The organism is Hydrogenophilus thermoluteolus (assembly GCF_003574215.1).
Classification (GTDB): domain Bacteria; phylum Pseudomonadota; class Gammaproteobacteria; order Burkholderiales; family Rhodocyclaceae; genus Hydrogenophilus; species Hydrogenophilus thermoluteolus.
The window spans coordinates 1,884,948-1,909,583 of the sequence record NZ_AP018558.1 but is presented as its reverse complement, the minus strand read 5'-3'; the positions used below and the strand labels follow the sequence as shown (position 1 = coordinate 1,909,583).

The following is a 24,636-nucleotide window of genomic DNA, read 5'->3' as shown; positions in this document are numbered from 1 at the left end:
GCAAAACTCCCTCGGTTAGACCCGGAACCCGGCGACCGAACCGCGCAATTCCGCGGCTAGGTCGGCAAGCCGCGCGATCTCTTCGGCGGTTTCTTCGGTACCGGAGCGGGTGGTTTGGGTGAGCGTCAAGACGTCGCGCATCAGGCGGGAAATGGTTTCACCGCGCTGCGCTTGGGATTGGATCTCTTGCGCCACCCGCGCGATCTGTGCGGCCGTTTCGCGCGAGGTTGTCGCGATCTCGTCGAGTGCGCGGCGGGCTTCTTCCGAGAGCGCAGCCCCTTGCACCACCTCTTGCGTGGTCGCTTCCATCGCGGCGATGGTTTCGTGGGTGTCGGTCTGAATGGTGCGCACGATCGCGGCGATCTGTTTCGTCGCTTCCGCCGAACGTTCGGCAAGGCGTTGCACCTCCTCGGCAACCACCGAAAAGCCCCGTCCCGCTTCCCCCGCTGCAGCGGCCTGAATCGCGGCGTTCAACGCGAGCACGTTGGTCTGTTCGGTAATGTCGGAGATGAGTTCGACGATTTCGCCGATCTCCTGCGACGATTCGCCCAACCGTTTGATCCGTTTCGCGGTCTCTTGGATCTGCTCGCGGATCCGGTCCATCCCTTCCACCGACTGGTTCACCGCAAGCGTCCCTTTTTGCGACGCTTCGAGCGAGCGGCGTGCCGCCTGCGCCGCTTGGTTGGCGCTTTCCGCCGCCCGGGAAAGCGCTTGCGCCACTTCTTGGGTGATCGCGTCCGCTTCTTCGATCTCTTCCGACTGTTGCTGGGCAGCGGTCAAGAGGTTCGTCGAGCGTGCTTGCGTCTGGGTTGTTGCTTGCGCAACCTGTTCGGCGGTTTCGTTGATGCGGCGCACGAGGTTGCCAAGCTCTTCGATCGCGAAGTTCACCGAGTCGGCGATCGCGCCGGTCACGTCCTCGGTCACGGTCGCGCGAATGGTGAGGTCCCCTTCGGCGAGGTCGGCCATTTCGTTGAGAAGGCGCAAAATCGCTTCTTGTGTTCGCCGGTTTTCCGCTTCTGCTTTGGCCCGCTCGGCCTGTTCTTTCGCACTTTGTGCCGCCTGGAAGTCGACGTAGCTCTTCACCACTTGGACGAAGATCCCGACGAGCGCGATACCGGTGAGCATGAGAATCAAGTTGGTTGCCGAGCGGCCGGTTTCGAGTTCGCGCTCGACCAGGGTGTAAATCGTGTTCGCTTGCTGCTGCAGCTGTGGAATCCATTGCTGGAGCAATGCAGCACTGTCTTGTTGCGCGAAATAGGTGGCGGCCGCGTTGAGTAGGGTCGTTGCGTCGTCGCGCAACGATTGGGCGGCGGCAACGAGCGCATCGAACCGGTCTTTGAGCGCAAAGGGGACGGCGCTGCGGTTCAGGCCATTCGCCAGTGCTCCGAGTTTCTCAACCGCGTTTTCCAGCGCGGCAAGAAGCGCTTCACGGTCGGCCGGGGCAGCCGTAAGCAGCCGGTTGGCTTGTTGCGCCACGTCTTGCGCCGTGAGCGCGGTCACGAGCAGTTCGCGGGCAGCAGTGCGGTCTTCGAGTTGTGCCGCGATCGCTTTCGCTGCTTCGCTGAGGTTGTCGGCTGCTTGGCTGATTGCGGTGAGCTGGGCGCGAAAATCGGCAACTGTCTGGTTGGCGACTAACAAAGTGCGCAATTCTTGCTGCGCCTGCTGCCACTGTTGGTAGAGCGCTGCGAGATGGTTTTCGATTTGTTCGGAGCGGTTCCCGCCAAACTCCGTCCAAAGGGCGAACCCGACGGTATCGCGCAACGCCGCGACGCTTTCGCGCAATTGCTGCAAACGGGCCTCCTGTTCGCTGGCGATCGTTTCCAGCGGCGTCGTGCTGCGACCACTCGTGGTCAATTGCGTCAAAGCGTTTTGGAACGGTAGCAGTGCGTTTTCGAATTCCCGCAAAAGCATGTCTTGCTTTTCGGCGATCTCGACTGGCGCAGAGACCAAACGCAAAGCGACGAGCGTGAAGAGCAACGTGATGACGAGCGCAATCGCGGGGCCGCGGAACAGATCCCAGCCGCTGGTGCTGGACGGCGAAGCGGGGGCGGAACGGGGGGGGGAGTGCCGTTTGGTGCGTTGAAAGAGCGACTGAAGCATGGCCGTCGATTCCTTTCGTGGGTGATTCACTCGTGCAGGGGTTCGCTGGTGAAGGCCTGGGCGGCTTGACGAAGCCAGAAGGGCAAATCGATCTCTTGCCAGACGGGGGCGTTGGGGTCCTCACTTTCTTGCCACATGGCAACAACGCCTTCTTTAGGCGTTGAATGGTCCAGCGGTCGCATCGCTTCAGGGCGGCGAAGACCGACGACCCGCGCAGCAAGCAGCGCAGTGCGCGGTGCGATCGCAGACTGCAACACGACGAGGCGGGCGGTTCCGCTCAGGGGGGTCTCGGTCTGGGTGAAGAGCGGTGCGAGATCGAGCACGTCGTGGAGCTCCCCACGGACGTTGGTGACACCGCGGAAGTGAGGTGGGGAAAAGGGGACGTGCGTGAGCGTGAATTCGTGGATAACGCCCGCGGTGGCCGACAGCGGGAGCAGCACCGGTTGGGCTCCGACCATCACGCCGAGCCAGCGCGCGGCGATCCCTTCGCTCTGGTGCTGCGCTGCCGCGAGCTTTTGCGCCAGCGTTTCCTGAAAACGGCGGATGTCGGTCCGTTTGGCCATCGAATCAACCCAGTTGTTTGAGTGCGTCCAAAAGCGCCGCCGGGTCGATCGGTTTGACGAGGTAGGCGATTGCCCCCTGCCGCATGCCCCAGATTTTGTCCGTCTCCTGGCCTTTGGTGGTACACATGATCACGGGAATTGCGCGCGTGGCTTCGTCGCGCGAAAGCTGCCGCGTTGCCTGAAAGCCGTTCAGCCCCGGCATCACGATATCCATGATGATCGCATCCGGTTTTTCGCTTTTGGCGAGCGCGATCCCTTCTTCGCCTGAGGCGGCAAGGATGGTTTCGTAACCGGCATCGCTCAGGATTTCTTGAAACGCTGCCCGTTCGGTGGGGGAATCGTCGACGATGAGAACACGTTTGATGGCCATAGCGGGTTGACTCCTTACGTGATGTGGCGGGCGACCGCCTCCAATAGTTCGCTTTTGGTAAACGGTTTTGTGAGGTATTCGTCACAACCGACCAATGCGCCGCGGGCGCGGTCGAAAACGCCGTCTTTCGAGGTGAGCATGATCACGGGAATGTGCCGGAAACGGTCGTTTTTTTTGAGGAGCGCGCAGGTTTGGTAGCCGTCGAGCCGTGGCATCATCACGTCGATGAAGATCACATCGGGGGGATTGCCGACGATTTTGGTGAGCGCGTCGAAACCATCCGTCGCCAAGATGACGTGGTGCCCTGCCGATTGCAAAAAGAGCTCGGCGCTGCGGCGGATGGTGTTGCTGTCATCGATGACGAGCACGGTGGCCAACGCGTCCTCCAGGCAGAGGGGGAGGGGAAGCGGTATAATAAGAAATAATCCGCACTTTGCCAAGATCGATGACAACATTCGCGCGCCATGCCACCGCCCGCCCGTTTTGGTACCTGATCACTCCAGACGACCCCGATGGTGCGCAGTGGCGGGCACGGGTTGCAGCAGCGCTCGAGGCGCGGCCTGATTGGGTGCAGTACCGTAACAAGGCCGCTACGCTTTCGGAGCGCCAGAAAGAGGCCGAATGGCTGTGTGCCCGTGCCGCAGCGGCGGGGGTGGCGGTGGTCGTGATCAACGACGATTGGCGTCTCGCGCAAAGCCTTGGAGTCGGTGTCCATTTGGGTCAGGGAGACGGTTCGCTGACTGAGGCTCGGCAGCGGCTGGGGCCGCAAGCAGTGATCGGGGCGAGTTGTTACGCGTCGCGGCTGCGCGCCGAAGCGGCAGTTGCCGAAGGGGCGAGTTACGTCGCGTTTGGTGCGGTCTTTCCCTCCCAAACCAAACCCGGCGCGCAGACCGCGCCGCTTTCGCTTTTTGCGGCGACGCGCGCGTTGGGTGTGCCGCGGGTGGCGATCGGTGGGGTGACGCTTGCGCGGGTGCCGGAGTTGCTCGCAGCTGGAGTGGACGGGGTTGCGGTGATCGCAGACCTATTCGCGCAACCGTCGCTGAGCGCGGTTGCGGTGCGCGCTGCCGCGTGGCGGGAAGCGTTCGACCGCTGGCAATGCGATTGCCCTTCGCAACAGATCGAACCGAAACGAGGAGCTGAAGATGGATGTCAATGAAGCGTGGTTTGCCCGAGCGCAACAGGTGATTCCAGGCGGGGTCAATTCGCCGGTACGGGCGTTTCGCTCCGTGGGCGGCACACCGCGATTCTTGCGTCGGGGGGAAGGGCCGTTCGTCTGGGACGAAGCAGGCGTGCGCTACATCGACTACGTGGGTTCTTGGGGGCCGGCGATCGCCGGCCACGCGCACCCGAAAATCGTGGAAGCGGTACGGGCGGCCGCGTGCGACGGCTTGTCGTTTGGGGCGCCGACGGTGCGCGAAGTGGAATTCGCCGAACGGCTGTGTGCGCTGCTGCCGTCGCTCGAGATGGTGCGGCTGGTGAGTTCCGGCACCGAAGCGACGATGAGCGCGATCCGCCTGGCGCGCGGGGTGACGGGGCGGCCGCTCTTGGTGAAGTTCGAAGGGTGTTACCACGGCCACGCCGATAGTTTGTTGGTGAAGGCGGGTTCTGGAGCACTCACCTTTGGCCATCCCAGCTCGGCGGGGGTGCCGGAGGCGATCGCGCAGCAGACCGTGGTGCTGCCGTACAACGACAGCGCAGCCGTCGAAGCGCTCTTTGCTGAGCGCGGTGACGAGATCGCTGCGGTGATCGTTGAACCGATCGCGGGCAACATGAATCTGGTGCGGCCGGTTCCGGGGTTTTTGGAGGCGCTGCGCCGGTTGTGCGATCGCGCGGGGGCGGTATTGATTTTCGACGAGGTGATGACCGGCTTTCGCGTGGGGCTCACCGGGGTGCAGGGGCTTACCGGGGTGACGCCCGACCTCACGACGTTGGGTAAAGTGGTCGGCGGCGGGATGCCGCTTGCCGCGTTTGGTGGCAAACGGGCGTTGATGGAGCATCTGGCGCCGCTCGGCCCCGTTTATCAAGCAGGCACCCTTTCGGGCTCCCCCGTTGCGGTCGCGGCAGGACTCGCGGCGTTGGATCTGATCACGCAACCCGGATTCTATGATGCGCTCGAGGCCAACGCTGCGAAACTGGTCGCTGGGCTCACGCAAGCGGCGGCTGCGGCAGGCGTGCCGTTTGCCGCCGACAGCGTCGGTGGGATGTTCGGGATCTACTTCGCCGCGAAGGTGCCGACCTCTTACGCCGAGGTCACCGCGTGTGATGGCGAACGCTTCAAGCGGTTTTTTCACGGGATGTTGGCGCGGGGGCACTATTTTGCGCCGTCCGCATTCGAGGCGGGTTTTGTCTCCGCAGCGCACGGTGACGCGGAGATCGCGGCGACGATCGCGGCAGCGGAAGCGGTTTTTGCCGAACTAGCACGCGGTTGATGCGGCCAACTGCGTCCTGAGCGCCTGGAATACCGGTTCGGTCTCAGGGCGTACGCCGCGCCACAACCAGAAGCTTTCCGCTGCCTGTTCGACGAGCATCCCCAGGCCGTCGATCAGCCGCGCGGCCCCCTGTTGCTGCGCGGCCATCAGGAAAGGTGTCGGGGTGGCGCCGTACATCAGGTCGTACGCAACGGCGTCTGGTGCCCAAAGCGCGCGCGAAAGGGGTGGAGTGCTGCCCGCGAGACTTGCGCTTGTCGCGTTGAGCACGAGGTCGAACGGTGGCGTTGCTTCGCGGTGCACAAGTTGCGCCCACGGCAGTGTGGTGAGCGTGACATCGAATCGAACCGCGAGCGGCGCAAACGCGGTCGTCAGCGCTTCGGCGCGCGCCGCCGTGCGGTTGGCCACCGTGATTGCGCGCGGCCGCGCCGCGATGAGCGGGGCAAGGATCCCTTTCGCGGCGCCCCCCGCGCCAAGGAGTAGAATCCGTTTCCCTTCGAGTGATAGGCCCCAGCGGTTCGTGAGGTCGCGAATGAGGCCGACGCCGTCGGTGTTGTCGGCGTAAATGGCCCCGTCTGCGGTGAAAAGGAGCGTATTGGCCGCGCCCGCTTCTTGCGCCCGCGGCGTTGCGTCGTCGGCAAGCGCCAGCGCGGCCTCTTTGTGCGGGACGGTAACGTTCGCCCCTTTGCCGCCTTCGGCGAAAAACGTTCGAACTGCCGTCGTGAACGTTTCGGCAGGCGCGTCGATCGCGGTGTAGGTCAGATCCTGTCCCGTTTGCTGCGCAAACGCGCTGTGGATGAACGGGGATTTGCTGTGGTGAATGGGGTGGCCAAAGACGGCGTAACGATCGGTCATCGGTCGTGCTCCCAAAATTGTCGGGCTATTGTGTTGCAAAGCGGGCGTTGCGGGTGAAGGTCCAGCGCCGGGTGATCACGAGGATATCGGTCTCTTTGGCCATTTCGGGCGGAAAGCGCGCAAACGGTGCCGCCAGGCGAACGATTCTGAGCGCCGCGTCGTCAAGCACCTTGTGGCCGGAAGAACGGACCACCTTCGCATCGACAAGCCTTCCTTCGCGATCGATCGCTACTTGCAAAATGAGCGAACCGTAGATTTTGCCCTTAGCTTCGCTTGGGTAGTTGAGCGTTCCGATCTGTTCCACCTTTTGGCGCCACGCTTCGAGGTAGAGCGCATAGAGGTGCGAACGGGTCGAAGCGCCGACGTGGCGAACGCGGGGGCGCTCGGCGATCGCTTTGGTTTCCCGATCGATCTGCGCTTGCAACTGCGCGATCGTCTGCGCGGCGTTGAGGAGGTCGATGCCGCGCAGCGGCTCGGTGGGGTGCGGCGCGCGGCCCGTTTCGGTTGGTGCCGGAGCGTGATCCGTGCGTTTGGGGGGCTTTGGGGGCGTTGGTTTCGGTTGCGGTTGCGGTGCGGGGCGGGAAAGCGGAGCGGTTGGCGACGATGCCGAGTGCGTTGAGTGATCGACTTCGGTGGGTTTCGCGGCTTCGGGGGCGGCCCGTTGTTCGACAAGCGTCGTTTCCGCGTGCGCATCGGGTAGCGGCGGCAGCGGCGCGGTGGGGGTTGCCGGGGTGGAGGATTCGCCCCCGCCGTCAAGGTCGACCTGGGCAAAGCGCTTGGCTGTTTCGGGTGCGTGCTGGGTGCGGGCATTGACCAGAACGACCTGTAACGAGTCGTCGTGGCGAACGGCAGGTTGCGGCGGTGGCGCGACGAAAGTCAGGGAAAAGAGGAGTGCGTGCGCGACGACCGAGATCAGCAAGAACCGAACCAGGGTGGGGGGGCGCGCGTCGCTCATACGGTGGCAACGTACCGAACCTTGAGGTCGAGGTCGACGAGATCGACCGTTTCGATCGCGATGCGGACGCGCGTGCCGGACGCCAGGAGGGGAAGCGAGGGAACTTTTACCGCGAGCGGCGCGCTTTCGAGCCGGACCCAGTTTTCGCGCTGGACGAGCGCGGTGGTGGTTTCGACGCGCTCTTGACGCAGCCAACGCAGCGCCCAGTAGCGCTCCATATGCCGCTGCCACTCTTGATACTGCGCGTAGCGGGTTTCGAACGCGGGGATGAGCTCTGCCAAGCGATCCGCTGGGAGCGGTTCGCCGTGCCCCAGGGTGGCGAGCAATTGACGCTGGTTGGCGAGGTCGACGTAGCGACGCAGCGGCGACGTGGCCCACAGGTAGCAAGGAGCCCCAAGGCCTTCATGCGGTTCGGCGTGGATCGACATCCGGACCTTCTCGCCGGGTGGTTGGCCGCGGTAGATCCCCGCGACGTCGTGCGCGCGCAGCCATTCGCCCCAACGGACGTTGGTGGCGATCGCCCATTCGCTGACCAGTTTGTCGAGCGGCGCGCCGCGGGGGCGAGGTACCAGCGTGACGAACCCGGGGCCGTCTTCGGTGGTGATCGCCCAATCGACGTAAAAGAGAAAGTCGACGATGCCGTTTTGTACCGATGATTTGCCCCGCCCCGCTTCGAAGACGGTGGCGACGTCCCACAGGAGTTTCAGTTCGTCACGCCAGGGAAAAGGTTCCGGGAGCCCGTCGCTCAGAGTCTGTTCGTTGAAGTGGGGCTCCAGAGCGTTCAGACGAAGGTTGGCGGCAATGAAGACGCGTTCGAGTTGGGTTTCGGTGCGTTCGAGCGCAAGCGACGGCGCGAGGTCGAAATAGAGCGAGAGCGCCGGAACCCACTGGTTTTCGGCAAGGGTATGGGGGGCGATCGCGCTTGGGGGGAGCATCGTGATTTTGTGCCCCGGCATATAGATGGTCGAAAGGCGTTCCCGCGCCCAGCGGTCGAGTTCGGTGCCGTCGGCGATCGAGAGGGCAGGCGCGGCGATGTGGACCCCCACGCGCCAACCGCCGTCGGCTCGACGGCGCACTGAGAACGCGTCGTCGATTTCGGTGGTCGTGTGGTCGTCGATCGAAAAGGCAGGGGCATCGGCTTGCGGCAACGACGACCAGGCGGTAGCGAGCGCTTCGTCCCAATGGGGTGGCGCGGCCTCTTCGGGGAGAAGTTCCCGAGCAAAACGTCCGAAGTGGTAATCGTGGGTCGAGGCAACGGCACCAAGGTCGATCAAAAGCCGCGTGGGTGTGGTGTTGCGTTCGGTTGCCGCCGCTTCGAGCGCTTGGGTTTCGATCTGGTTGCGGTCGGGCGCGTACAAGAGCTGGTCAAGGAGCGGTGCCCATTCGGGGGGAATCTTCCCCGCGAGCAGTTCGGTACGCCACGCGTCGATCTGGGCTTGACGCTTGCGTTTTTTTTCGAGTCCAGCCAGTGCTGCTTGCAGGATCTCCGGTGGCGCTTTGCGAAAAAGACCTTTCCCTTTGCGGTGAAAGTAGATCGGGGCGCTGTGGAGCTTCAGCAACATCGCCGCCCGTTCGACCGCCGAGGCTTGTTTGCCGAAGTACGCTTCGGCAAGGGTCTCGAACGAGATCGTCTCCTCGGGGCTCACTTCCCAGAGAAAGTCGATATCGAGGGTTTCGGCAAGCGCTTCGGCCTCCGTCAGGAGTTGAGCGGGATTGGGTTCGCGAAAGCGCAGCAACACGTTGGCCGTTTTGACTTTGACGCGTCGGCCGCTCGGGAGTTCGACCTGGATCGAGGCATCCGTTGCGGTCCGTTCGATTCCCGTTTTGAACGCACCCGCTTCTTCGAAAAGGAGATACATAGCGCCTTGTCGTTCGCCGAAGAAAGGGAGAGTTTACCGTACTTGCGCGCAGACGCCCGCGCGGTGGCACCAATCGAGCACCGCGTCGAACGCAAAGGGAAGGGTTTCGGCGAAGCCCCCAGTGAACTGCTGCCAGGCCGACAACCAAACTTCGGCAACCGCGGTCAGAACCGGCAAACCAAGGTCGAGCGCGTACACGATTTCATCGCAGAACCCTTCGCCTTGCGCCTCCATTTCGCCGAATTTGCTGAAGAGGACGAGATCGGGACGGGGATGCTCGGACAAGATCGTGCGCACGCGTGCCGCAGCGAGCGCGAGCGCGGCCGGATCGAGGCGGCACGATTGGGCATGGCGGCCCAAATCTTGCGAAAGCGAAAAGCGTTCTCCGGTGGGAAGGATCTCCAGCGCCATCGCGCACGGGTCGTCCGGAATGCACAACCAGTGTTGCAAGGTGCCATAGACGGAGACGTTCTGACGCCGTAATGCGGTCACGACGTCCGCGAGTAAGGTGTCGGCGTGCTCCCCTTTGCGATAGCCGATTGCCGCGAGTTTCATCGCCTGCTCAAGTTTTTTCTTCACATGCCGATAATAGCGTCAAAGGACCGACAATGTGCACCCCGTTGCCGGGTGTGCGCACGATGGGGGAAACGATCGTGTGGAAAGGTTTGGTGTCGCTGGCCGTGATGGTCGCTTTTCTGGGCTGGAGTGGACCCACGAGGGCAGCGTGGGTGACGGTGGCCAAAGACCGCGAGCGCGAAGTGCAGGTCGACACCGAAACGATTTTGCCTGCGGAGGCCGGTATCAAAGTGGCGTGGGGGCGTGTGATCCTTGCGCCGAGTGAAGCAGAGCGTCTGGGGTTTGCGATGATTCGGGCGCTCAACCGTTTCGATTGCCAGCACCGGACGTTTACCACGGTCAAACGGGTCTATCTCGACGCCGAAGGGTTGCCGATCCGGGACGAAGCCGTCGCTCAGGAACAGGCGGTTCCCGTCGTCAAAGGGAGTGTCGATGAGCGGTTGTGGCGGGCGGTTTGCGAACCGATGTCGCCGCAAGCGTTGCAACGGGTAGCGGCGCAAGCGCTTGCTTCGGCAAAAAGCGCGATGGAACCAGGGGACCCCACGACGCATGAGGGGGCTTCACACGAGCGTGCCGCTCCTGCCCACGCCGCGCCAACCGCTGCGCAGGCAGCACCCGCTATGCAGCTTGCCGAAGGCGCCCAAAAAACACACGAACCGAGCGAGGGCGCCATCCCCATCGGCGTCGATTTGGCCGACCCGAGTCAGTTGCCGCCCGAGATCGCGCAATTGCCTGTGCCCAATCTGCTGCCGAAAAAACCGAGAATCGTCAAAACGCCCGGTGCCCACGCAACCTTGGCGCCGAGCCCACCCTCCAAGATGGCGGCACAAAGCGCTGCGAGTGACCGTCACGCACCGGGGGGGCAGGTAGCGACGACGCACGAAGCGTCGACGCAGCACGGTGCGAATCCCCCGACCACAGAAACGGCGCATGCGGTGACGCCGCATCAACCATCGGCTCAGAAAACCGAACGGGGGGTACCCGCGGTCGCGGAGCATCGAACCTCAGCAGCGCCCAGCGTCACGCGCCAACCGCGCGCGCACACCGGAGCACAGACGGCGCTTACCGTAACATCCCAGCATCGCCCCGTGGCGACAGGCAACGCTTCCTCGGCACGCAGCCGTACGCGCCGCGTGCTGCCACCGCCCGATGCCTGGCGGTATGAAGGGGCGGGTGGTCCGGCGGTGTGGGATCGGATGGATCCCGAGTGGCGCATCTGCCGCGCGGGCAGGCGGCAATCGCCGATTACGCTGCGTGGTGCGATTCCTTCGTCCGTGCCGCCACCCGAATGGTTCGTGCGCCCTGCATGGCACACGGTTTCACAAAGCCCGCAAGGGGAGATCGTGCTGGTGCCCCGGGCGCCTCAGAGCCTGCGTTGGCGCGGCGTCGTTTGGCAGTTGCAGCGCGCTTCGTGGCACCATCCTGTGCTCCATCCGGGGCGCAGCGGTGGGCCTTGGCTGGGGTCTTGGGTGTTAGCGTTCGTGGGCAATGGGGCGCGCCTCTTCGTCGAGATCCCAGTTGCACAGAGCACACGCACCGCACCAGAGTTGGAAGCGTTGGCTCAGTGGGCGCAGGGTGGGCGTAACGCGTCCCGGTTGCGGTGGGATTGGCGTTCGCTGTTGCCGGTTTTCGATACCTTTTATCTCTACGAAGGGTCTGAGCCGTGGCCGCCGTGTCGCGAAGGGGTGGTGTGGCTGGTCTATCAGAGCGGAACGGAGGCAGAGGGGGGGGTGATTGCGCCACTCTTGGCCGGACCGCGAACCAGCCGCCCGCCGCAACCCGCAAATGGGCGCCTACTCCTTGAGGCGATCCGGTGATGGCCCAGCGCAGCAACACCCACTTTCGCGCGGCGCGGGAGGTGGGGCGGGCAGCCATTTTAGCCTGCCTGTTGCGGTTAGTTGTGGGGAAGGGGCAACCAGAAAGGGGCCGCTCCTTTGAGGAGCGGCCGTGCCCGTTCGGTGAGCGCATAGCCACCGGCGTCAGTAAGCGTGAGCGCCCCTGTGAGCAACAGGGCTTGGAAGAGCCTGTGCCACCGTTCGGGCGGAATTCGTACGCCGACACCAAAGGTTTTGATGCGGTCGTACCCGGCGGCGACCACGCGGCTCGTTGCGTTGCCGCGCAAGACGTCGACGAGAAGCTGCGCGCCGTGTCGTTGGCCAGTGCGATAGACTGCCGAGAGCGCCATTTGGGCCGCTTCGCGGGCGTCCCACCGTTTCGGCGGTGCCAGGCAATGGTCACAGCGGCCGCACGGCCCGATTCGCTCCCCGAAATAGGCAAGAAGCGGCTGTCGGCGGCAGCCGGAGGCGAGCACGAGCTGGGCGAGCGCGTCGAGCCGCGCCCACGCAGCGCTTCGTTGTTCGGGGAGTAATTGCGTGTTCGTGTCGATCGCAATGCGCCAACGCGCTGCGTCTTCGCCGCGCCAAAAAAGCTGCGCGAACGCAGGCGCGCCGTCTCTCCCAGCGCGGCCAGTCTCTTGATAATACCCTTCCAGCGTACGGGGCAGGTCGAGGTGGGCGACAAAACGCACGTCTGGTTTGTCGATTCCCATGCCAAATGCGATCGTCGCGACCATCACCATGCCGTCGCGGTGTAGGAACTGGTGCTGTCGGGCGCGCCGCGTCGCAGCGTCGAGCCCGGCATGGTAGGCAAGCGCGGGGACCCCATGCGCAGCAAGCCAGGCGGCGATCCGTTCGGTCTTCGCGCGGCTGCCGCAATAGACGATGCTGCTGCCTTCCAGTGGGCGCGCGCGCAATGCGGCAAGAAGCTGCCGTTTCCCGTCGCCACTGCGCGGTGTCATCGCGTAAAAGAGGTTGCTGCGGTCGAAACTGGTGAGGAAGGTGCGGGCGCGGTGGAGGTTGAGCCGGGCGATGATCTCTTCGCGCGCCACGTGGTCGGCGGTTGCGGTGAGCGCAACGCGCGGCACCGTGGGGTAGCGGGTAGCCAAAAGCGCCAACTGCAGATACTCGGGGCGAAAGTCGTGTCCCCACTGCCAGACGCAATGCGCCTCGTCGATCGCAAAAAGCGCGAGCCGGTTGCGTTCGTGGAGCGCGTCGAGGAGTGCCAAAAAACGCGGCGTGGGGAGGCGTTCAGGAGCGACGAACAGGAGTTTGAGCCGCCCTTCGAACGCCGCGTCGAGCACCGCATCCTGTGCTGCTTCGTCCAACCCGGAATGGAGCGCTGCGGCAGGGATCTTTCGTGCGGTGAGCGCGCGTACCTGATCGTCCATCAGCGCAATGAGCGGAGAGAAGACGACCGCAAGCCCCGCGCGCAGCAACGCAGGCAGTTGGTAGCAGAGCGATTTGCCGCCTCCGGTTGGCATCAAGACGAGCGCATCGCCGCCTGCGGCGATATGGCACACGATCTCCTCTTGCTGGGGGCGGAAAGACGCAAGACCGAAGCGCGTGCGCAGCAAGCGCCGCGCCCGTTCCGCGAGCGTCGGATCGGCCCCGTCCGCCGGGGCAGAGGCGGGCGGACGGTCACGCAACTGCGCTTCGCTCACGAAGCGTCGGACGCAGGAACGTAGAGTTCGCCCCCCAGCTTCTTGAACGTTTCGGCCTGGTTTTTCATCCCCGCGGCAAGCGCTTCGGCCTCGTTGAGCCCCGCTTGCTCAGCGAACTGCCGCACCTCCTGCGTGATCTTCATACTGCAGAAATGGGGGCCGCACATCGAGCAGAAGTGGGCGACCTTCGCCGACTCCTTCGGCAGGGTCTCGTCATGGAATTCACGCGCTTTGTCGGGGTCGAGCGAGAGGTTGAATTGGTCGACCCAGCGAAACTCGAAGCGCGCCTTGGAGAGCGCGTTGTCGCGGATCTGCGCGCCGGGGTGTCCTTTGGCGAGGTCGGCGGCATGCGCGGCGATCTTGTACGCGATGATCCCTTCTTTGACGTCGTCCTTGTTCGGGAGTCCCAAATGCTCTTTGGGCGTGACGTAGCAGAGCATCGCGGTGCCGTACCAGCCGATTTGCGCAGCACCGATCGCGCTCGCCAGATGGTCGTAGCCGGGCGAAATGTCGGTGACGAGCGGGCCAAGGGTGTAGAACGGGGCTTCATGACACCACGCCAACTCTTTCTCGACGTTCTCGGCGATGAGCTGCATCGGTACGTGACCAGGGCCTTCGATCATCACTTGGACGTCATGTTTCCAGGCGATTTGGGTCAATTCCCCCAGCGTCTTGAGTTCGGCAAGCTGCGCTTCGTCGTTGGCGTCGTAGATCGAGCCGGGGCGGAGTCCGTCGCCCAAGCTGAACGCGACGTCGTACGCCTTCATGATTTCGCAGATCTCTTCGAAGTGGGTGTAGAGGAAGTTCTCTTGGTGGTGGGCCAGGCACCATTTCGCCATGATCGACCCACCGCGGGAGACGATTCCCGTAAGCCGATCTGCGGTGAGCGGAATGTAGCGCAGCAGCACGCCAGCGTGGATCGTGAAGTAGTCCACCCCTTGTTCTGCTTGCTCGATCAAGGTGTCGCGGAAGATTTCCCACGTCAGCTCTTCGGCTTTGCCGTCGACCTTTTCCAGCGCCTGGTAGATGGGCACAGTGCCGATCGGTACCGGGCTGTTGCGGATGATCCATTCGCGGGTTTCGTGAATGTGCTTGCCGGTGGAGAGATCCATCACGGTATCGGCACCCCAACGGATCGCCCACGTCATTTTGTCGACTTCGGTTTGAATGTCGGAGGCGAGCGCCGAATTGCCGATATTGGCGTTGATCTTCACCAGGAAGTTGCGGCCGATGATCATCGGCTCCGATTCGGGGTGGTTGATGTTCGCCGGGATGATCGCGCGACCGGCAGCGACCTCTTGGCGAACGAATTCCGGGGTGATCGTTTCGGGAATGTGCGCCCCAAATCGCTGCCCTTGGTGCTGACGGGTGAGACGCTCGGCCAGTTTTTGCCCCCTCGGCCCGGCGGCGCGCAATGCTTCGAGATAGGCCTGCCGGTTGAGGTTTTCGCGAATCGCGACGAACTCCATCTCCGGGGTGATGATGCCGCGCCGCGCGTAGTGCATTTGGGTGACGTTACACCCCGGTTTGGCGCGCCGCGGTGTGCGTTTCAATCCGGGAAAGCGTAAAGGTTCGGTCGCTGGGTCGGCAAGGCGCGCCTGTCCGTATTGGCTGGTCGGGTGGGGTAGCAATTCGGTGTCGCCACGCGCTTCGATCCAACCCGCACGCAGTGGCGGCAGGCCTTGGCGGATGTCGATTCGGGCATCCGGGTCGGTGTATGGCCCCGAGGTGTCATAGACGAAAATAGGCGGGTTGGGCTCGAAACCGCCGCCAGGAAGTGGGGTGGGCGCCTGGTGGATTTCGCGCATCGGGACGCGGATGTCGGACCGCGATCCGGTGACGTAGATTTTTCTGCTGTTGGGGAAGGGTTGAACCGCAGCGGTGTCCGGTTTCGCCAAGCGGGCATCGAAGGGTGCGTTCATCGCGCAACTCCGTTGTTGGGAAAATGGTACGTTAGCGCAACTCAGCAGGCGGTGCAAGTAGCAGGCAGATAGCGCATCGGCACACGGCGCACGTGACACAACAGTTCATAGCCGATGGTGCCCACGGCGCGTGCGACCTCATCGACCAAGACTTGCCGACCCCACAGTTCGACCGCGGCGCCCACCCCTACCGATTCGGGGAGATCGGTGAGATCCACGGTGACGAGATCCATCGAGACTCGCCCAATGAGCCGCGTGCGGTGACCTGCCACGGCAACGGGTGTTCCGGTCGGTGCGGTACGCGGATACCCATCGCCATATCCGATTGCGACCACACCGACGCGCGTCGCGCGCTCGGCAACGAAGGCCGCGCCGTACCCAACCGCTTCCCCCGCGGCGATCCAACGGGTTGCGATGATCTCTGAGCGCAGTGTCATCACCGGCGTCAATGCGGCGGGCAACGGTTCCGTGGCCAAGGGGTTCGCGCCGTAAAGCGCGATCCCGGGGCGCGCCCAGTCGCCATGCGCGGCTGGCCACGCAAGGAGCGCAGCCGAATTGGCGATGCTGCGTGGTACTTGGGCGTAGCGTTCGGGAAGTGCCTCCAATGCTTGGGCGAACCGTTCGAGCTGCGCGGCGGTGTGGGGGTGTTTGGGTTGGTCGGCGCACGCGAGATGGGTCATCCAGACGAGATGTCGGGGTTCGACTGCAAGGCGCTCCAGGCGGGCGATCACGCCAGAGAGCGCTTCCGGAGCAAAACCCAAGCGGTGCATGCCGCTATCGACCTTGACCCAGATACGCTCGGGGTGTGGCGCGCCGCGTCGGGCGTGGGCTTCGAGCCAGGCGAGTTGCGGTTCGCAGTGGACTACCGTCCAGAGCCGGTGCGCGCAACACGCGGCGTACTCGTCGGCTGCCAGACACCCTTCCAAGACGAGGATCGGCGCAGTGATGCCGTTTTTCCGCAGCGTCAGCGCCTCTTCGAGGAACGCTACCGCAAAGCCGTCGACGAAAGGCGCGAGCGCCGACGCACATTGCACTGCACCATGGCCATACGCGTCGGCTTTTACTACCGCTAGGGTGCGCCCTGGTTTTCCATGCTCCTGCAGCCAGCGGTAGTTGGCCACGAGCGCGTCGAGGTCGATCGTTGCGAGCGCAGGGCGCACGGTTCGGTCCGTCGCGTCAGTACGGAACGTGGTGGGTTGCGGCCGCGGCGTGATGGGTGCGGTGGCGCGGTGTCTCATCCGTTGGCGTGGGCGCTTTCGGCCCGAAAATGCTTCCTACGACCATCGCCACCGCTGCGGCAAGCATTCCGATCACTTGCGGCTCGATCGCCATCTCGGGGAGATAAAATTCGCCGAAGAGCCAGACGCCCAGCCCCGTGACCACCGCCATCGTCGCCCCGAAGTTGGTCGCGCGCCGCCAGAAGATCCCGAACGCCAAGGGCACGAACGCGCCTGCCAACGTGACGCGATAGGCATTCTCCACCATTTTGTGGATCGAGTCGTTGGTGGAAAGCGCGTACGCCGTGACGAGGGCCGCAAACCCGACGACCGTCCAGCGGGTGATCCGCAGCAGTTGCTGGTCACTCATTCCGGGCCAGACGCTTTTGACGACGTTTTCGGTGAAGGTCACCGATGGCGCGAGCAGGGTGCCGCTCGCGGTACTCATGATTACGGAAAGCAGCGCGCCGAAGAAGACGATCTGCAGCCACAGCGGCATCTCCACGGTCACGAGCGTCGGCAGAATCAACTGTGAATCTTCCTGGAGCAATTTCGCGGTGGTCTCCGGGGCGATCATCGTCGCGCTGTAGGCGATGAAGAGCGGCACCGCGGCAAAGAGGAAATAGGCGACACCCCCGAGCGTCGTCCCCCAAACCGCGACGAACTCGTTTTTCGAGCTATTCACCCGCTGAAAGACGTCCTGCTGCGGAATCGAACCGAGCGCCACGGTGACGAGCGCTGCGAACCAAGTGAGGACCGCCTGTGGATCGGCAAGGGAGGGAAACCATTCGAGCTTGCCCGCCGCTTTGGCGTGGTCGAGCACTGCTGCGACGCCGCCAGCCTTCTCCCCAGCAAAATAGGCAACGAGCAACAACCCGACGACGATCAGGATCATCTGGATGAAGGTGGTCCACGCAACAGACCACATGCCACCGAAAACCGTATAGACGAGCACGACCGCGCCGCCGATGAGTACGCCGGTATTTTGCGAAATCGAGCCGTCGGAAAGCACGTTGAAAACGACCCCCAGAGCCGCGAACTGTGCGCTGACCCACCCCAAATAGGAGATCACGATGCAAAAGGAGAGCACGATCTCGATGGTGGGGCTAAAGCGGCGACGAAAGAAATCGCCCAACGTCAGCAGGTTCATGCGGTAGAGCGGTCGCGCGAAGATCAGACCGAAGAGCACGAGACAGAGCGATGCGCCCAACGGGTCGGAGGCGAGTCCCACCAACCCTTCCTCGAGAAATGTCGCGCTGATACCCAACACCGTTTCCGAACCGAACCAGGTCGCAAAGACCATCGCCAGCACGACGATGAAGGGGAGGTTACGCCCCGCGACGATGTAGTCGCGGGCGTTATGCACCTTGGTTGCGGCCCAGAGGCCGATCGCAACCGAAACCAAGAGGTAGAGGATAACGAACGTCAGGAGCATCTCGGCCTCCTTAGAACGAGCACAAGGTGAACACGGAAAAACCCGCTTCCCGTAGTCGTGCGCTGCCGCCCAACGCGGGCAGGTCGATGATCGCCGCGGTCTCGACCACGTTCGCGCCCAGACGGGTGAGCAAATTGGCGGCGGCGACCATCGTACCGCCGGTTGCGATCAGGTCGTCGATCAGCAAGGCGCGCGCGCCCGGTTCGATCGCGTCGGTGTGGATTTCGACTTCGGCCTCACCATATTCGAGCGTATAACGTTCGCGCAGCGTCGTGAACGGGAGTTTACCCGCTTTGCGGATCGGGATGAACCCGGCGTTCAGTTGGTGGGCGACGACACTCCCGATGATGAACCCGCGCGCGTCGATTCCGGCGACGCGGTCGATCTTTTCGTGCATATAGCGGATCACGAAGGTATCGACGAGCAGGCGAAATGCTTGCGGGTCGAGGAGCAACGGCGTGATGTCGCGGAACAAAACGCCCGGTTTGGGCCAATCGGGAATCGTCCGGATGCGCGCAACCAGCGGCGCCGGGTCGGGCAATGGGGGCGGCAGCGCACTCATGGGCGGGTCTCCTTACCACAGCGCGAATTTGACGAGGAAGAGCGCTGCGATCACCGCAACCGCGATCGGCAGTTCTTTGATGCGGCCGCTCAAAATCTTGAGCGCCGCGTAGGTGATGAAGCCGAACGCGATCCCGTGCGCGATGGAGAAGGTGAAGGGCATCGTGATCGCGGTGACCGCCGCAGGGGCGGCTTCGGTGAGATCGTGCCAATCGACTTCGGCAAGCCCGCGCGACATCAAGATCGCCACGTAGAGGAGCGCCGGCGCCGTTGCGTACGCGGGGACCATCGCCGCAAGCGGCGAGAAAAAGAGCGCCAAGAGGAACAGCACCGCGACTACCACCGCGGTGAGCCCCGTGCGCCCCCCTACGGCGGTGCCTGCAGCTGATTCGATGTATGCGGTGGTCGACGAGGTGCCGAGCGTTGCCCCGACCACGATCGCCGACGAATCGGCAAGCAGCGCCCGCCCCATCCGGGGGAGTTTTCCTTCGGCGTCGAGAAGTCCCGCGCGATGAGCCACCCCGATGAGCGTTCCCGAAGCGTCGAAGAGTTCGACCAAGAAGAACGTCATCACGACGGAAACCAAGCCGACGTGCAGTGCCCCGGCGATATCCATCGCGAGGAACGTCGGAGTGAGCGACGGCGGTGCGGCGACCACCCCCTGGAACGGGGTCAACCCCAGCCCAACGGAGAGGAAGGTGATCGCAAGGATCCCGATCAAGATCGCCCCTTTGACGCGGCGCGCTTCCAGCGCCAAAATGAGCACGAAGCCGAGGCAAGCCAACAAGGCCGGGGTTTGATGCAGGTCGCCCAAGGTGACGAGGGTCGCGGGATGGGCGACGACGATGCCCGCGTTTTTCAACCCGATGATCGCGAGGAAGAGGCCGATGCCAGCGGAAATCGCGTATTTGAGGCTTTTGGGAATCGCGTTGATCACCCATTCACGGACCCGGAAGAGCGAAACCAGAATGAAGAGGACCCCCGAAATGAACACGGCGCCCAACGCCTGCTGCCACGTGAAGCCGAGCGTTCCCACCACCACGAACGCAAAATAGGCGTTGAGCCCCATCCCTGGGGCGAGCGCGATCGGCAGGTTGGCCCACCATCCCATGATGAAGGAGCCGATCGCGGCGGCCAGACAGGTGGCGACGAAAACGGCGCTCTTCGGCATCCCGGTGGTCGAAAGGATTTCCGGGTTGACGAACAGGATATACGCCATCGTCAAGAACGTGGTCAGACCCGCAAGAAGCTCGGTGCGCAGCGTCGTGCCGTGCGCCGCGAGCGCGAACTGGCGTTCCAGGAAAGTCGGCATTGTCGTTTTCTCACTCAAGTGGTTGATCGCGGAGCGAATTGTACCGGTTCTGGGGCGTGACTTGTCATTAGGGGTTTCCCGGGCTATGATGTTTTTTGAAGGAGCACGCGATGGTGATCTCGGCAATTTACGTTGTCGGTTCGATGCCACCCAGCATGGCCGCACAGGACAGTGGTTTCGATGCTCGGGGTGCGACGCCGTTGCGGCAAGACGCCGAAACGGCGCAGAAGGTAGCGCGACTGCGCGAAATCGACCGCAAGGTGCGCGCGCACGAAGCGGCGCATGTTGCAGCCGGTGCTGGACTGGTGACGCGGGGGGCGCAATTTACCACGGTGCGTGGCCCAGACGGTCGGCAATACGCCATTGCCGGGGACGTGCAGATCGACGTCTCGCCAGGTAAGACGCCGGAAGAGACACTGCAGAAAGCGGAGCGGATTCGTGCTGCGGCGCTCGCGCCGGCCGACCCCTCCCCGCAAGACCGCAAAGTGGCGGCGCAAGCGGCACAGATGGCGGCACAGGCGCGGATCGAATTGGCGAAAGCGCAGCAGGAAGACGCAAAGCGTGCGCAGAATGACGCCCAACCTTCGGACCCTACCCCCTTTCCGGTGCAACACGCCCTTGCCCGTTACCGCGCCAACGGCGCCTGAGCGCGCCGCAGCGCCCAGATGCCTACTGCCGCGATCCCAGCATACGCCAGAAACGCCCAATTTGCCAGCGACAACCCAAAGAGGACCAAACCGGGATCGCTGCAAAAACCAGTCGGCAGAAAGAGCGTTTCAGAGAGCGACGCCAACCATTCCACGAAGCGTTCGAGAGGCGAGAGCTCGGCGCCGCCGCAGGTGAACGACTCGGGGTGCCACTGTAAGAGCGACTGATACCCTGCAACGCCCATACCAAACAATGCGGTAAGGACGGTGCCGATGGCCATGACGCGATAAAGCAAGCGGAAGCGCGCGCCGCTCAGCGCCACACCGCTGGCCAGTACAGCAAGAGCCAGGAACAGGAACCGTTGTAGGATGCACAAATGGCAGGGTGCCAAACGCAAAAGGTGGGTGAGTACGATGCTGGCAACGGCAAGTGCACAAGCGACCGCAGCGATCCCCCACCACGGTGCGGCTGGGGCGCGGCCAAGCGTAACGAAAAAAGTGCGCCATCGAGCCATGCGTTTTTGTCCGGATCGCTCAGAGTTTCGGGATAATAGCGCGTTTTGACGTACGTATGGGTTCGCGGATGCGCAGAGGCAAGACGATGGCGCAAATGGTTCGATGGCCACGCCGCTGGGTGACGACGCTGATCGCAGCGGGCCTGGTGGCGATCGCAGTCTGGTTCGTGCCTGGCGAACCGCTACCGGAAGACACCCCCTACGGTTGGCCGCACGGTGGGAGCTGGTTCGCAACGACTCTGGTCAACCCCGGCTTCGTCGTGCGCTACAGCGAATGGCACGGCGTGCCCGAGTGGGTTGCGTACCGCGCCGATCCGCCACCGCGCTATCGTCTTGGGCCGCGCCCCGATCGTTTTTCGCCCGACTCACGCACCTGGCGCTGCCGGTTGCATCTGGGGTGTGTGACGCACGAAAGTTATACCCGTTCCGGGTTCGATCGCGGCCACATGGCGCCCAACTTCTTGATCGGAACGCGCTACGGGCGCGACGCCCAATACGCGACCTTTCGCATGAGCAACATCGCGCCGCAAAAACCCGAGCACAACCGAGGCAGTTGGGAGCGGCTCGAACGGCTCGAAGCAAACCGCTTTGCGCCCGGGGCCAGCAAACTTTGGGTGATCGTCGGCCCAGTGTGGGGTGAAAATCCTTTGCGGTTCTCTTCGGCGTGGGTGGCGGTTCCAGAAGCCTACTACCGCATCTTGGTGCGTGAAGAGGCGGACGGTACCCGGCGTGCGATCGCGTTTCTCGTGCCGCAGGATACCCCGGCTGACAGCGATTTGCGCGACTTCATCGTCGCGATCGACAGCGTCGAAGCCCTGACTGGCTTGGATTTTTTCCCAGCGTTACCGGAAAACGAGCAGGCGCGGTTGGAGTCCGTCGAAGCCGACCCGATTCAGTGGGGACTCGACGACGCTTGGGCGCGTCAGCCAGCGCGGTACTTTGGCGGAGATCGGGCCTCGCCGTGATTGGGTTTAGGAATGTTTGGGAATCGTGAACATGCGCACGAAAGGATTGTTGGCGCGCTCCTCGCCAAAAGTGCTCTGCGGCCCGTGCCCCGGTATGAAAAGGACGTCGTCACCCAACGGGAAGAGCTTGTGCTGAATGCCTTGGATGAGCGCCTGGTGGTCTCCGCCAGGAAAGTCAGTGCGTCCGATCGAACCGGCAAAGAGCACGTCGCCTACCAGCGCCAGCCGATATTCCGGTTGAAAGAAGACCAGATGGCCGGGGGTATGGCCGGGCAGGTGGATCACCTGAAAGGGGATCTCACCTGCCATGACCGCTTGGGTTTCGTCGAGCCACTCGTCCGGCGTGAACGCCACCGTTGGCGGAAAACCGAAATAGGTTGCTTGCTGCGGAAGTCCTTGTAGCCAGTACTCGTCCGCCGGATGGGGGCCGAGAATCGGGATGCCGCCTACGGCTTTAGCAAGCGCAGGCGCGCCCGCGGCATGGTCGATATGGCCGTGCGTCAGCCAAATGGCGCGCAGCGCGATCCCATGCGACTCCGCGGCGTCCAAGATCTTGGGGATCTCTCCGCCCGGGTCGACCGCGACCCCTTCCTGGGTTTCGCGATCCCAGAGCAGCGTGCAATTCTGCTCGAACGGTGTGACGGGAATGACGATCGCACCCAGACGGCTCTTCTCTTGGCTTCCGGTTGCGGTGTATGGTCGACTCATCGCAACAAGCTCTTGACGTGGCTGTCGAGTGCGAGCACGCTGTCTTGCGCGGCAAGGATCGTCCCCTGGGTGGGGTCGACCAGCTTGGCGTTGATATGGACCGCGCGTTTCCCCACCGCATAGGTGCCGACCAAGACCGCCCGCGCCGATTGTTCGCGGGCGATCTGCCCGATTTCGCGGCTGAGGAGCAGTTCCCCCGTATCCTGCTTGACGAAGAGGCTCGCGCGCAGTTTGACTTCGACCACCGGAAAGCCCAGTTGCACCAGACGGGTGCTCGCCTGTTCGGTGATCGCGCGGCCCAATGTCGAAGAATGCTCCAATTGATCGACGTCGACGAACGTTGCAACCAGCACCGGGCCATTCTTGACCCAAGCGGGCGCCTGTTGCGCGATCGCGTCGATCAGCCCGTAGGTGGTGTCGAGTACCGCACTGGGGTTCTCCTCAGGGGCGCGCAGCGGCTCAGGCTGCGTCGTGAGGCAACCGCTTACCAGCGCAGCGCTCACCAAGAGGAAGGCAGCGGTTCGATTGCGGTGGTTCCAGCGCATGGCTCAGCTCCCGCGGACCGGCAAGACCATTGGGGCGGGGTACGGCGCAGGCGGCGGTGTGTAGAGCGCCAGGTCGCTCTCTGCGATATAGAAAACCTCAGAGGTGCGCGCCAGATAGACCCCCTCCCGAACGGCGGAAACATTGACCATCAGTTCGACTTCTGGGGTCGGCCCTTGCGCGAACTGACTCGTTTGCCAGCGCCAGAGATCCGTTGCGGCAAGACCGACGAGCGCAGAGGCACCCGGCGAGACGTGTTCCCATACGCCGATGTTTTTGTCGTCGCTCAGCACCCAGAGGCCCGCCCCCAAAGCGGCAGCGCTGGTGAATTTGCCGTCGGCAGGGCGGTTGCGAAAGCGGTTCGCCTGGACGTCCAAGCGCAGCGTGATATCGGCAGGCAATTCGGTTCGTACTTTCCAGCCGTGGCGCACCAATTCGGTGGTGATTGCGGCGATCAGCGCACGTTCGAAGGGCGATGGGCGATCCGGCGATGCGAACGCGAGCGTCGGGCACGCGAGCGGCGCGGTGCGGCACCCTTGCTCTTGTTGCAGGGCTTGCGTGATCTGCGCGGCGATGCCTTCGGCGATCACCTGCCAGTGGTGTGCCGATTGCAGTTTTTCTTGGGTGGTGGTCGGAAAATTGGTGGCTACGGGCACTTCGCTGTACGGCGTCATACAAGCGGTTGCGCCAAGGGCGATCGCGCCAAAGATCAGCGCACGCGACACGATTGGGCGGTTCATCGGTTCCCTCTCCTCGTTTCTGCCCTGCTATCGTACAGCGAAAAAGGCGATTTCGGCAAGAGGCACGCCGTTGACACCAGTCAGGTCAGCGGCGGTAGCGCAACGGCATCTCTTCCTCCGGAATGCGGTATTCGTGCGTGTCGGATTCGACGGTTTCGGGCGTTTCCTCCGTGAGCGCGAGCAGTTCGACCATTTGGCGCGCGAATTGTCGCGCTGCGTTGTTGAGTGGTGTGGGCAGATGCGCAGGGATCTGCTTCAGCAAGAGCAGCTTGGTGGCCGAAAGTGCAGGAACAGGCCGCAAAATTCGGTGTCGGTACGGGCCCATCATCTGCGCGACCAGTTTGTCCGCGGCCTGGCGCTGCCAGCGGTTGCTCACCGGCCACTGTGACGGCACGGCGTACGCGCGGGGGTACTGTTCGAGGTCGCGGATCACCGTGCGGATATCCTCGGCCGATTCGCGAAAGGGTAGGAGCGCCAGGTCTGCGATACCGTAGAGCCGTTTGTCGATTTCGGGGCGGTTGCCGCCGCCGTCGAGCACGCCCACCCAATCGTCGAGCGTGCGCAGCTTGGTGACGATCCGTTCGAGCGTTGCCGCAGAACGGGCGTCGGCGATGACGTAGCGGCGCCCTTCGGGGCTCAACGGTTCGCGCGCGGTGTCGGTGAGGATACAGGCCGATTTGTATCCGAGCAACCCCAGACCGTGGCAGAGCAGATGGGACAGGGTGGTTTTGCCGGTCCCGCCTTTGTTGCCGATGATCGCGATCAAAATGGCCATTGCCGCGGCTCCTCTCCGTTCGTCGTCTCAGCTTCTGCGTAGACTATCGGCAACCGAGGTCGGTTCTTGAGCGAAAAAGTGGGGAAAAAGCGG

The 24,636-nt window shown here is 63.5% G+C and carries 24 protein-coding genes; 5 read left to right on the top strand and 19 right to left on the bottom strand.

The genetic code is table 11. From position 1 onward, the window contains the following. Positions 1 to 15: 15 nt before the first annotated feature. Genes HPTL_RS09315 through HPTL_RS09300 form a run of 4 tightly spaced genes read right to left on the bottom strand, consistent with a single transcriptional unit; the run spans position 16 to position 3,410 of the window. Positions 16 to 2,100 (bottom strand): methyl-accepting chemotaxis protein, encoded by a 2,085-nt coding sequence (locus tag HPTL_RS09315; protein WP_197713666.1) that lies wholly within the window; start codon positions 2,098 to 2,100, stop codon positions 16 to 18. A 26-nt stretch (positions 2,101 to 2,126) separates the two neighbouring features. After that, positions 2,127 to 2,663, bottom strand: a complete 537-nt coding sequence (locus tag HPTL_RS09310) for a chemotaxis protein CheW (protein WP_119335733.1) — start codon at positions 2,661 to 2,663, stop codon at positions 2,127 to 2,129. A gap of 4 nt (positions 2,664 to 2,667) precedes the next feature. Next, positions 2,668 to 3,033 carry a response regulator gene (locus HPTL_RS09305; RefSeq protein ID WP_119335732.1) on the bottom strand — a complete coding sequence of 122 codons (366 nt, stop codon included), beginning with the start codon at positions 3,031 to 3,033 and terminating at the stop codon, positions 2,668 to 2,670. A gap of 14 nt (positions 3,034 to 3,047) precedes the next feature. Beyond that, positions 3,048 to 3,410 (bottom strand): response regulator, encoded by a 363-nt coding sequence (locus HPTL_RS09300; protein WP_349497524.1) that lies wholly within the window; start codon positions 3,408 to 3,410, stop codon positions 3,048 to 3,050. A gap of 68 nt (positions 3,411 to 3,478) precedes the next feature. Here HPTL_RS09300 and HPTL_RS09295 point away from each other — a divergent pair, with 68 nt between their 5' ends. Together HPTL_RS09295 and hemL are read left to right on the top strand one after the other, a co-directional pair. Further along, positions 3,479 to 4,189 carry a thiamine phosphate synthase gene (locus HPTL_RS09295; RefSeq protein ID WP_119335730.1) on the top strand — a complete coding sequence of 237 codons (711 nt, stop codon included), beginning with the start codon at positions 3,479 to 3,481 and terminating at the stop codon, positions 4,187 to 4,189. After that, positions 4,176 to 5,462 carry a glutamate-1-semialdehyde 2,1-aminomutase gene (gene hemL / locus HPTL_RS09290; RefSeq protein ID WP_119335729.1) on the top strand — a complete coding sequence of 429 codons (1,287 nt, stop codon included), beginning with the start codon at positions 4,176 to 4,178 and terminating at the stop codon, positions 5,460 to 5,462. The genes HPTL_RS09295 and hemL overlap by 14 nt, the downstream gene beginning before the upstream one ends. On the opposite strand, the gene aroE is transcribed toward hemL, so the two are convergent. The 4 genes from aroE to HPTL_RS09270 are packed head-to-tail and all read right to left on the bottom strand — an operon-like array spanning position 5,448 to position 9,683. Next, on the bottom strand, positions 5,448 to 6,314 hold the full coding sequence (gene aroE, locus HPTL_RS09285) for a shikimate dehydrogenase (protein ID WP_119335728.1): 867 nt from the start codon (positions 6,312 to 6,314) through the stop codon (positions 5,448 to 5,450). The genes hemL and aroE overlap by 15 nt on opposite strands. 25 nt (positions 6,315 to 6,339) lie before the next feature. After that, positions 6,340 to 7,269 (bottom strand): energy transducer TonB, encoded by a 930-nt coding sequence (locus HPTL_RS09280; protein WP_119335727.1) that lies wholly within the window; start codon positions 7,267 to 7,269, stop codon positions 6,340 to 6,342. Continuing rightward, a complete protein-coding gene (locus tag HPTL_RS09275; RefSeq protein ID WP_119335726.1) occupies positions 7,266 to 9,128 on the bottom strand; it encodes a ribonuclease catalytic domain-containing protein in 1,863 nt (620 codons plus the stop codon). Before HPTL_RS09275 ends, HPTL_RS09280 begins: the two co-directional genes overlap by 4 nt. Before the next feature lie 33 nt (positions 9,129 to 9,161). After that, positions 9,162 to 9,683 carry a DUF2478 domain-containing protein gene (locus HPTL_RS09270; protein ID WP_119336163.1) on the bottom strand — a complete coding sequence of 174 codons (522 nt, stop codon included), beginning with the start codon at positions 9,681 to 9,683 and terminating at the stop codon, positions 9,162 to 9,164. Positions 9,684 to 9,766: 83 nt separating this feature from the next. Between HPTL_RS09270 and HPTL_RS09265 the strand changes: the two genes are divergently transcribed. Beyond that, positions 9,767 to 11,521 carry a surface-adhesin E family protein gene (locus HPTL_RS09265; protein ID WP_170141327.1) on the top strand — a complete coding sequence of 585 codons (1,755 nt, stop codon included), beginning with the start codon at positions 9,767 to 9,769 and terminating at the stop codon, positions 11,519 to 11,521. Between the two features lie 77 nt (positions 11,522 to 11,598). Here the strand turns inward: HPTL_RS09265 and HPTL_RS09260 are convergent, their stop codons facing one another. Genes HPTL_RS09260 through HPTL_RS09235 form a run of 6 tightly spaced genes read right to left on the bottom strand, consistent with a single transcriptional unit; the run spans position 11,599 to position 19,650 of the window. Next, positions 11,599 to 13,203 carry a RecQ family ATP-dependent DNA helicase gene (locus HPTL_RS09260; RefSeq protein WP_119335724.1) on the bottom strand — a complete coding sequence of 535 codons (1,605 nt, stop codon included), beginning with the start codon at positions 13,201 to 13,203 and terminating at the stop codon, positions 11,599 to 11,601. After that, positions 13,200 to 15,125, bottom strand: coding sequence for a phosphomethylpyrimidine synthase ThiC (gene thiC / locus HPTL_RS09255; protein ID WP_119335723.1), 1,926 nt, complete (start codon positions 15,123 to 15,125; stop codon positions 13,200 to 13,202). Before thiC ends, HPTL_RS09260 begins: the two co-directional genes overlap by 4 nt. Before the next feature lie 41 nt (positions 15,126 to 15,166). Next, a complete protein-coding gene (gene alr / locus HPTL_RS09250; RefSeq protein WP_119336162.1) occupies positions 15,167 to 16,285 on the bottom strand; it encodes an alanine racemase in 1,119 nt (372 codons plus the stop codon). Positions 16,286 to 16,301: 16 nt separating this feature from the next. Next, the gene (locus HPTL_RS09245; RefSeq protein WP_119335722.1) at positions 16,302 to 17,777 is read right to left on the bottom strand and encodes a sodium:solute symporter family protein; all 1,476 of its coding nucleotides are present in this window, start codon (positions 17,775 to 17,777) and stop codon (positions 16,302 to 16,304) included. Between the two features lie 10 nt (positions 17,778 to 17,787). Next, positions 17,788 to 18,339 (bottom strand): adenine phosphoribosyltransferase, encoded by a 552-nt coding sequence (locus HPTL_RS09240; protein ID WP_119335721.1) that lies wholly within the window; start codon positions 18,337 to 18,339, stop codon positions 17,788 to 17,790. Between the two features lie 12 nt (positions 18,340 to 18,351). Further along, positions 18,352 to 19,650 carry an NCS2 family permease gene (locus HPTL_RS09235; RefSeq protein WP_119335720.1) on the bottom strand — a complete coding sequence of 433 codons (1,299 nt, stop codon included), beginning with the start codon at positions 19,648 to 19,650 and terminating at the stop codon, positions 18,352 to 18,354. A 110-nt stretch (positions 19,651 to 19,760) separates the two neighbouring features. Between HPTL_RS09235 and HPTL_RS09230 the strand changes: the two genes are divergently transcribed. Continuing rightward, positions 19,761 to 20,297 (top strand): putative metalloprotease CJM1_0395 family protein, encoded by a 537-nt coding sequence (locus HPTL_RS09230; RefSeq protein ID WP_119335719.1) that lies wholly within the window; start codon positions 19,761 to 19,763, stop codon positions 20,295 to 20,297. Here HPTL_RS09230 and HPTL_RS09225 read toward each other — a convergent pair. Next, entirely contained in the window at positions 20,276 to 20,812 is a 537-nt protein-coding gene (locus HPTL_RS09225; RefSeq protein ID WP_119335718.1) for a disulfide bond formation protein B, read from the bottom strand. The genes HPTL_RS09230 and HPTL_RS09225 overlap by 22 nt on opposite strands. Before the next feature lie 86 nt (positions 20,813 to 20,898). Here HPTL_RS09225 and HPTL_RS09220 point away from each other — a divergent pair, with 86 nt between their 5' ends. Further along, on the top strand, positions 20,899 to 21,777 hold the full coding sequence (locus HPTL_RS09220; RefSeq protein WP_170141326.1) for a DNA/RNA non-specific endonuclease: 879 nt from the start codon (positions 20,899 to 20,901) through the stop codon (positions 21,775 to 21,777). 6 nt (positions 21,778 to 21,783) lie between these two features. On the opposite strand, the gene HPTL_RS09215 is transcribed toward HPTL_RS09220, so the two are convergent. The 4 genes from HPTL_RS09215 to HPTL_RS09200 form a co-directional block, all read right to left on the bottom strand. Beyond that, entirely contained in the window at positions 21,784 to 22,485 is a 702-nt protein-coding gene (locus HPTL_RS09215; RefSeq protein ID WP_119335716.1) for an MBL fold metallo-hydrolase, read from the bottom strand. Then, positions 22,482 to 23,030, bottom strand: a complete 549-nt coding sequence (locus HPTL_RS09210) for a FlgO family outer membrane protein (protein ID WP_119335715.1) — start codon at positions 23,028 to 23,030, stop codon at positions 22,482 to 22,484. Before HPTL_RS09210 ends, HPTL_RS09215 begins: the two co-directional genes overlap by 4 nt. A gap of 3 nt (positions 23,031 to 23,033) precedes the next feature. After that, positions 23,034 to 23,768 carry a hypothetical protein gene (locus HPTL_RS09205; protein ID WP_119335714.1) on the bottom strand — a complete coding sequence of 245 codons (735 nt, stop codon included), beginning with the start codon at positions 23,766 to 23,768 and terminating at the stop codon, positions 23,034 to 23,036. An 85-nt stretch (positions 23,769 to 23,853) separates the two neighbouring features. Next, complete coding sequence (locus tag HPTL_RS09200) at positions 23,854 to 24,543, bottom strand: nucleotide-binding protein (RefSeq protein ID WP_119335713.1); 690 nt, start codon at positions 24,541 to 24,543, stop codon at positions 23,854 to 23,856. Between the last annotated feature and the right edge of the window lie 93 nt (positions 24,544 to 24,636).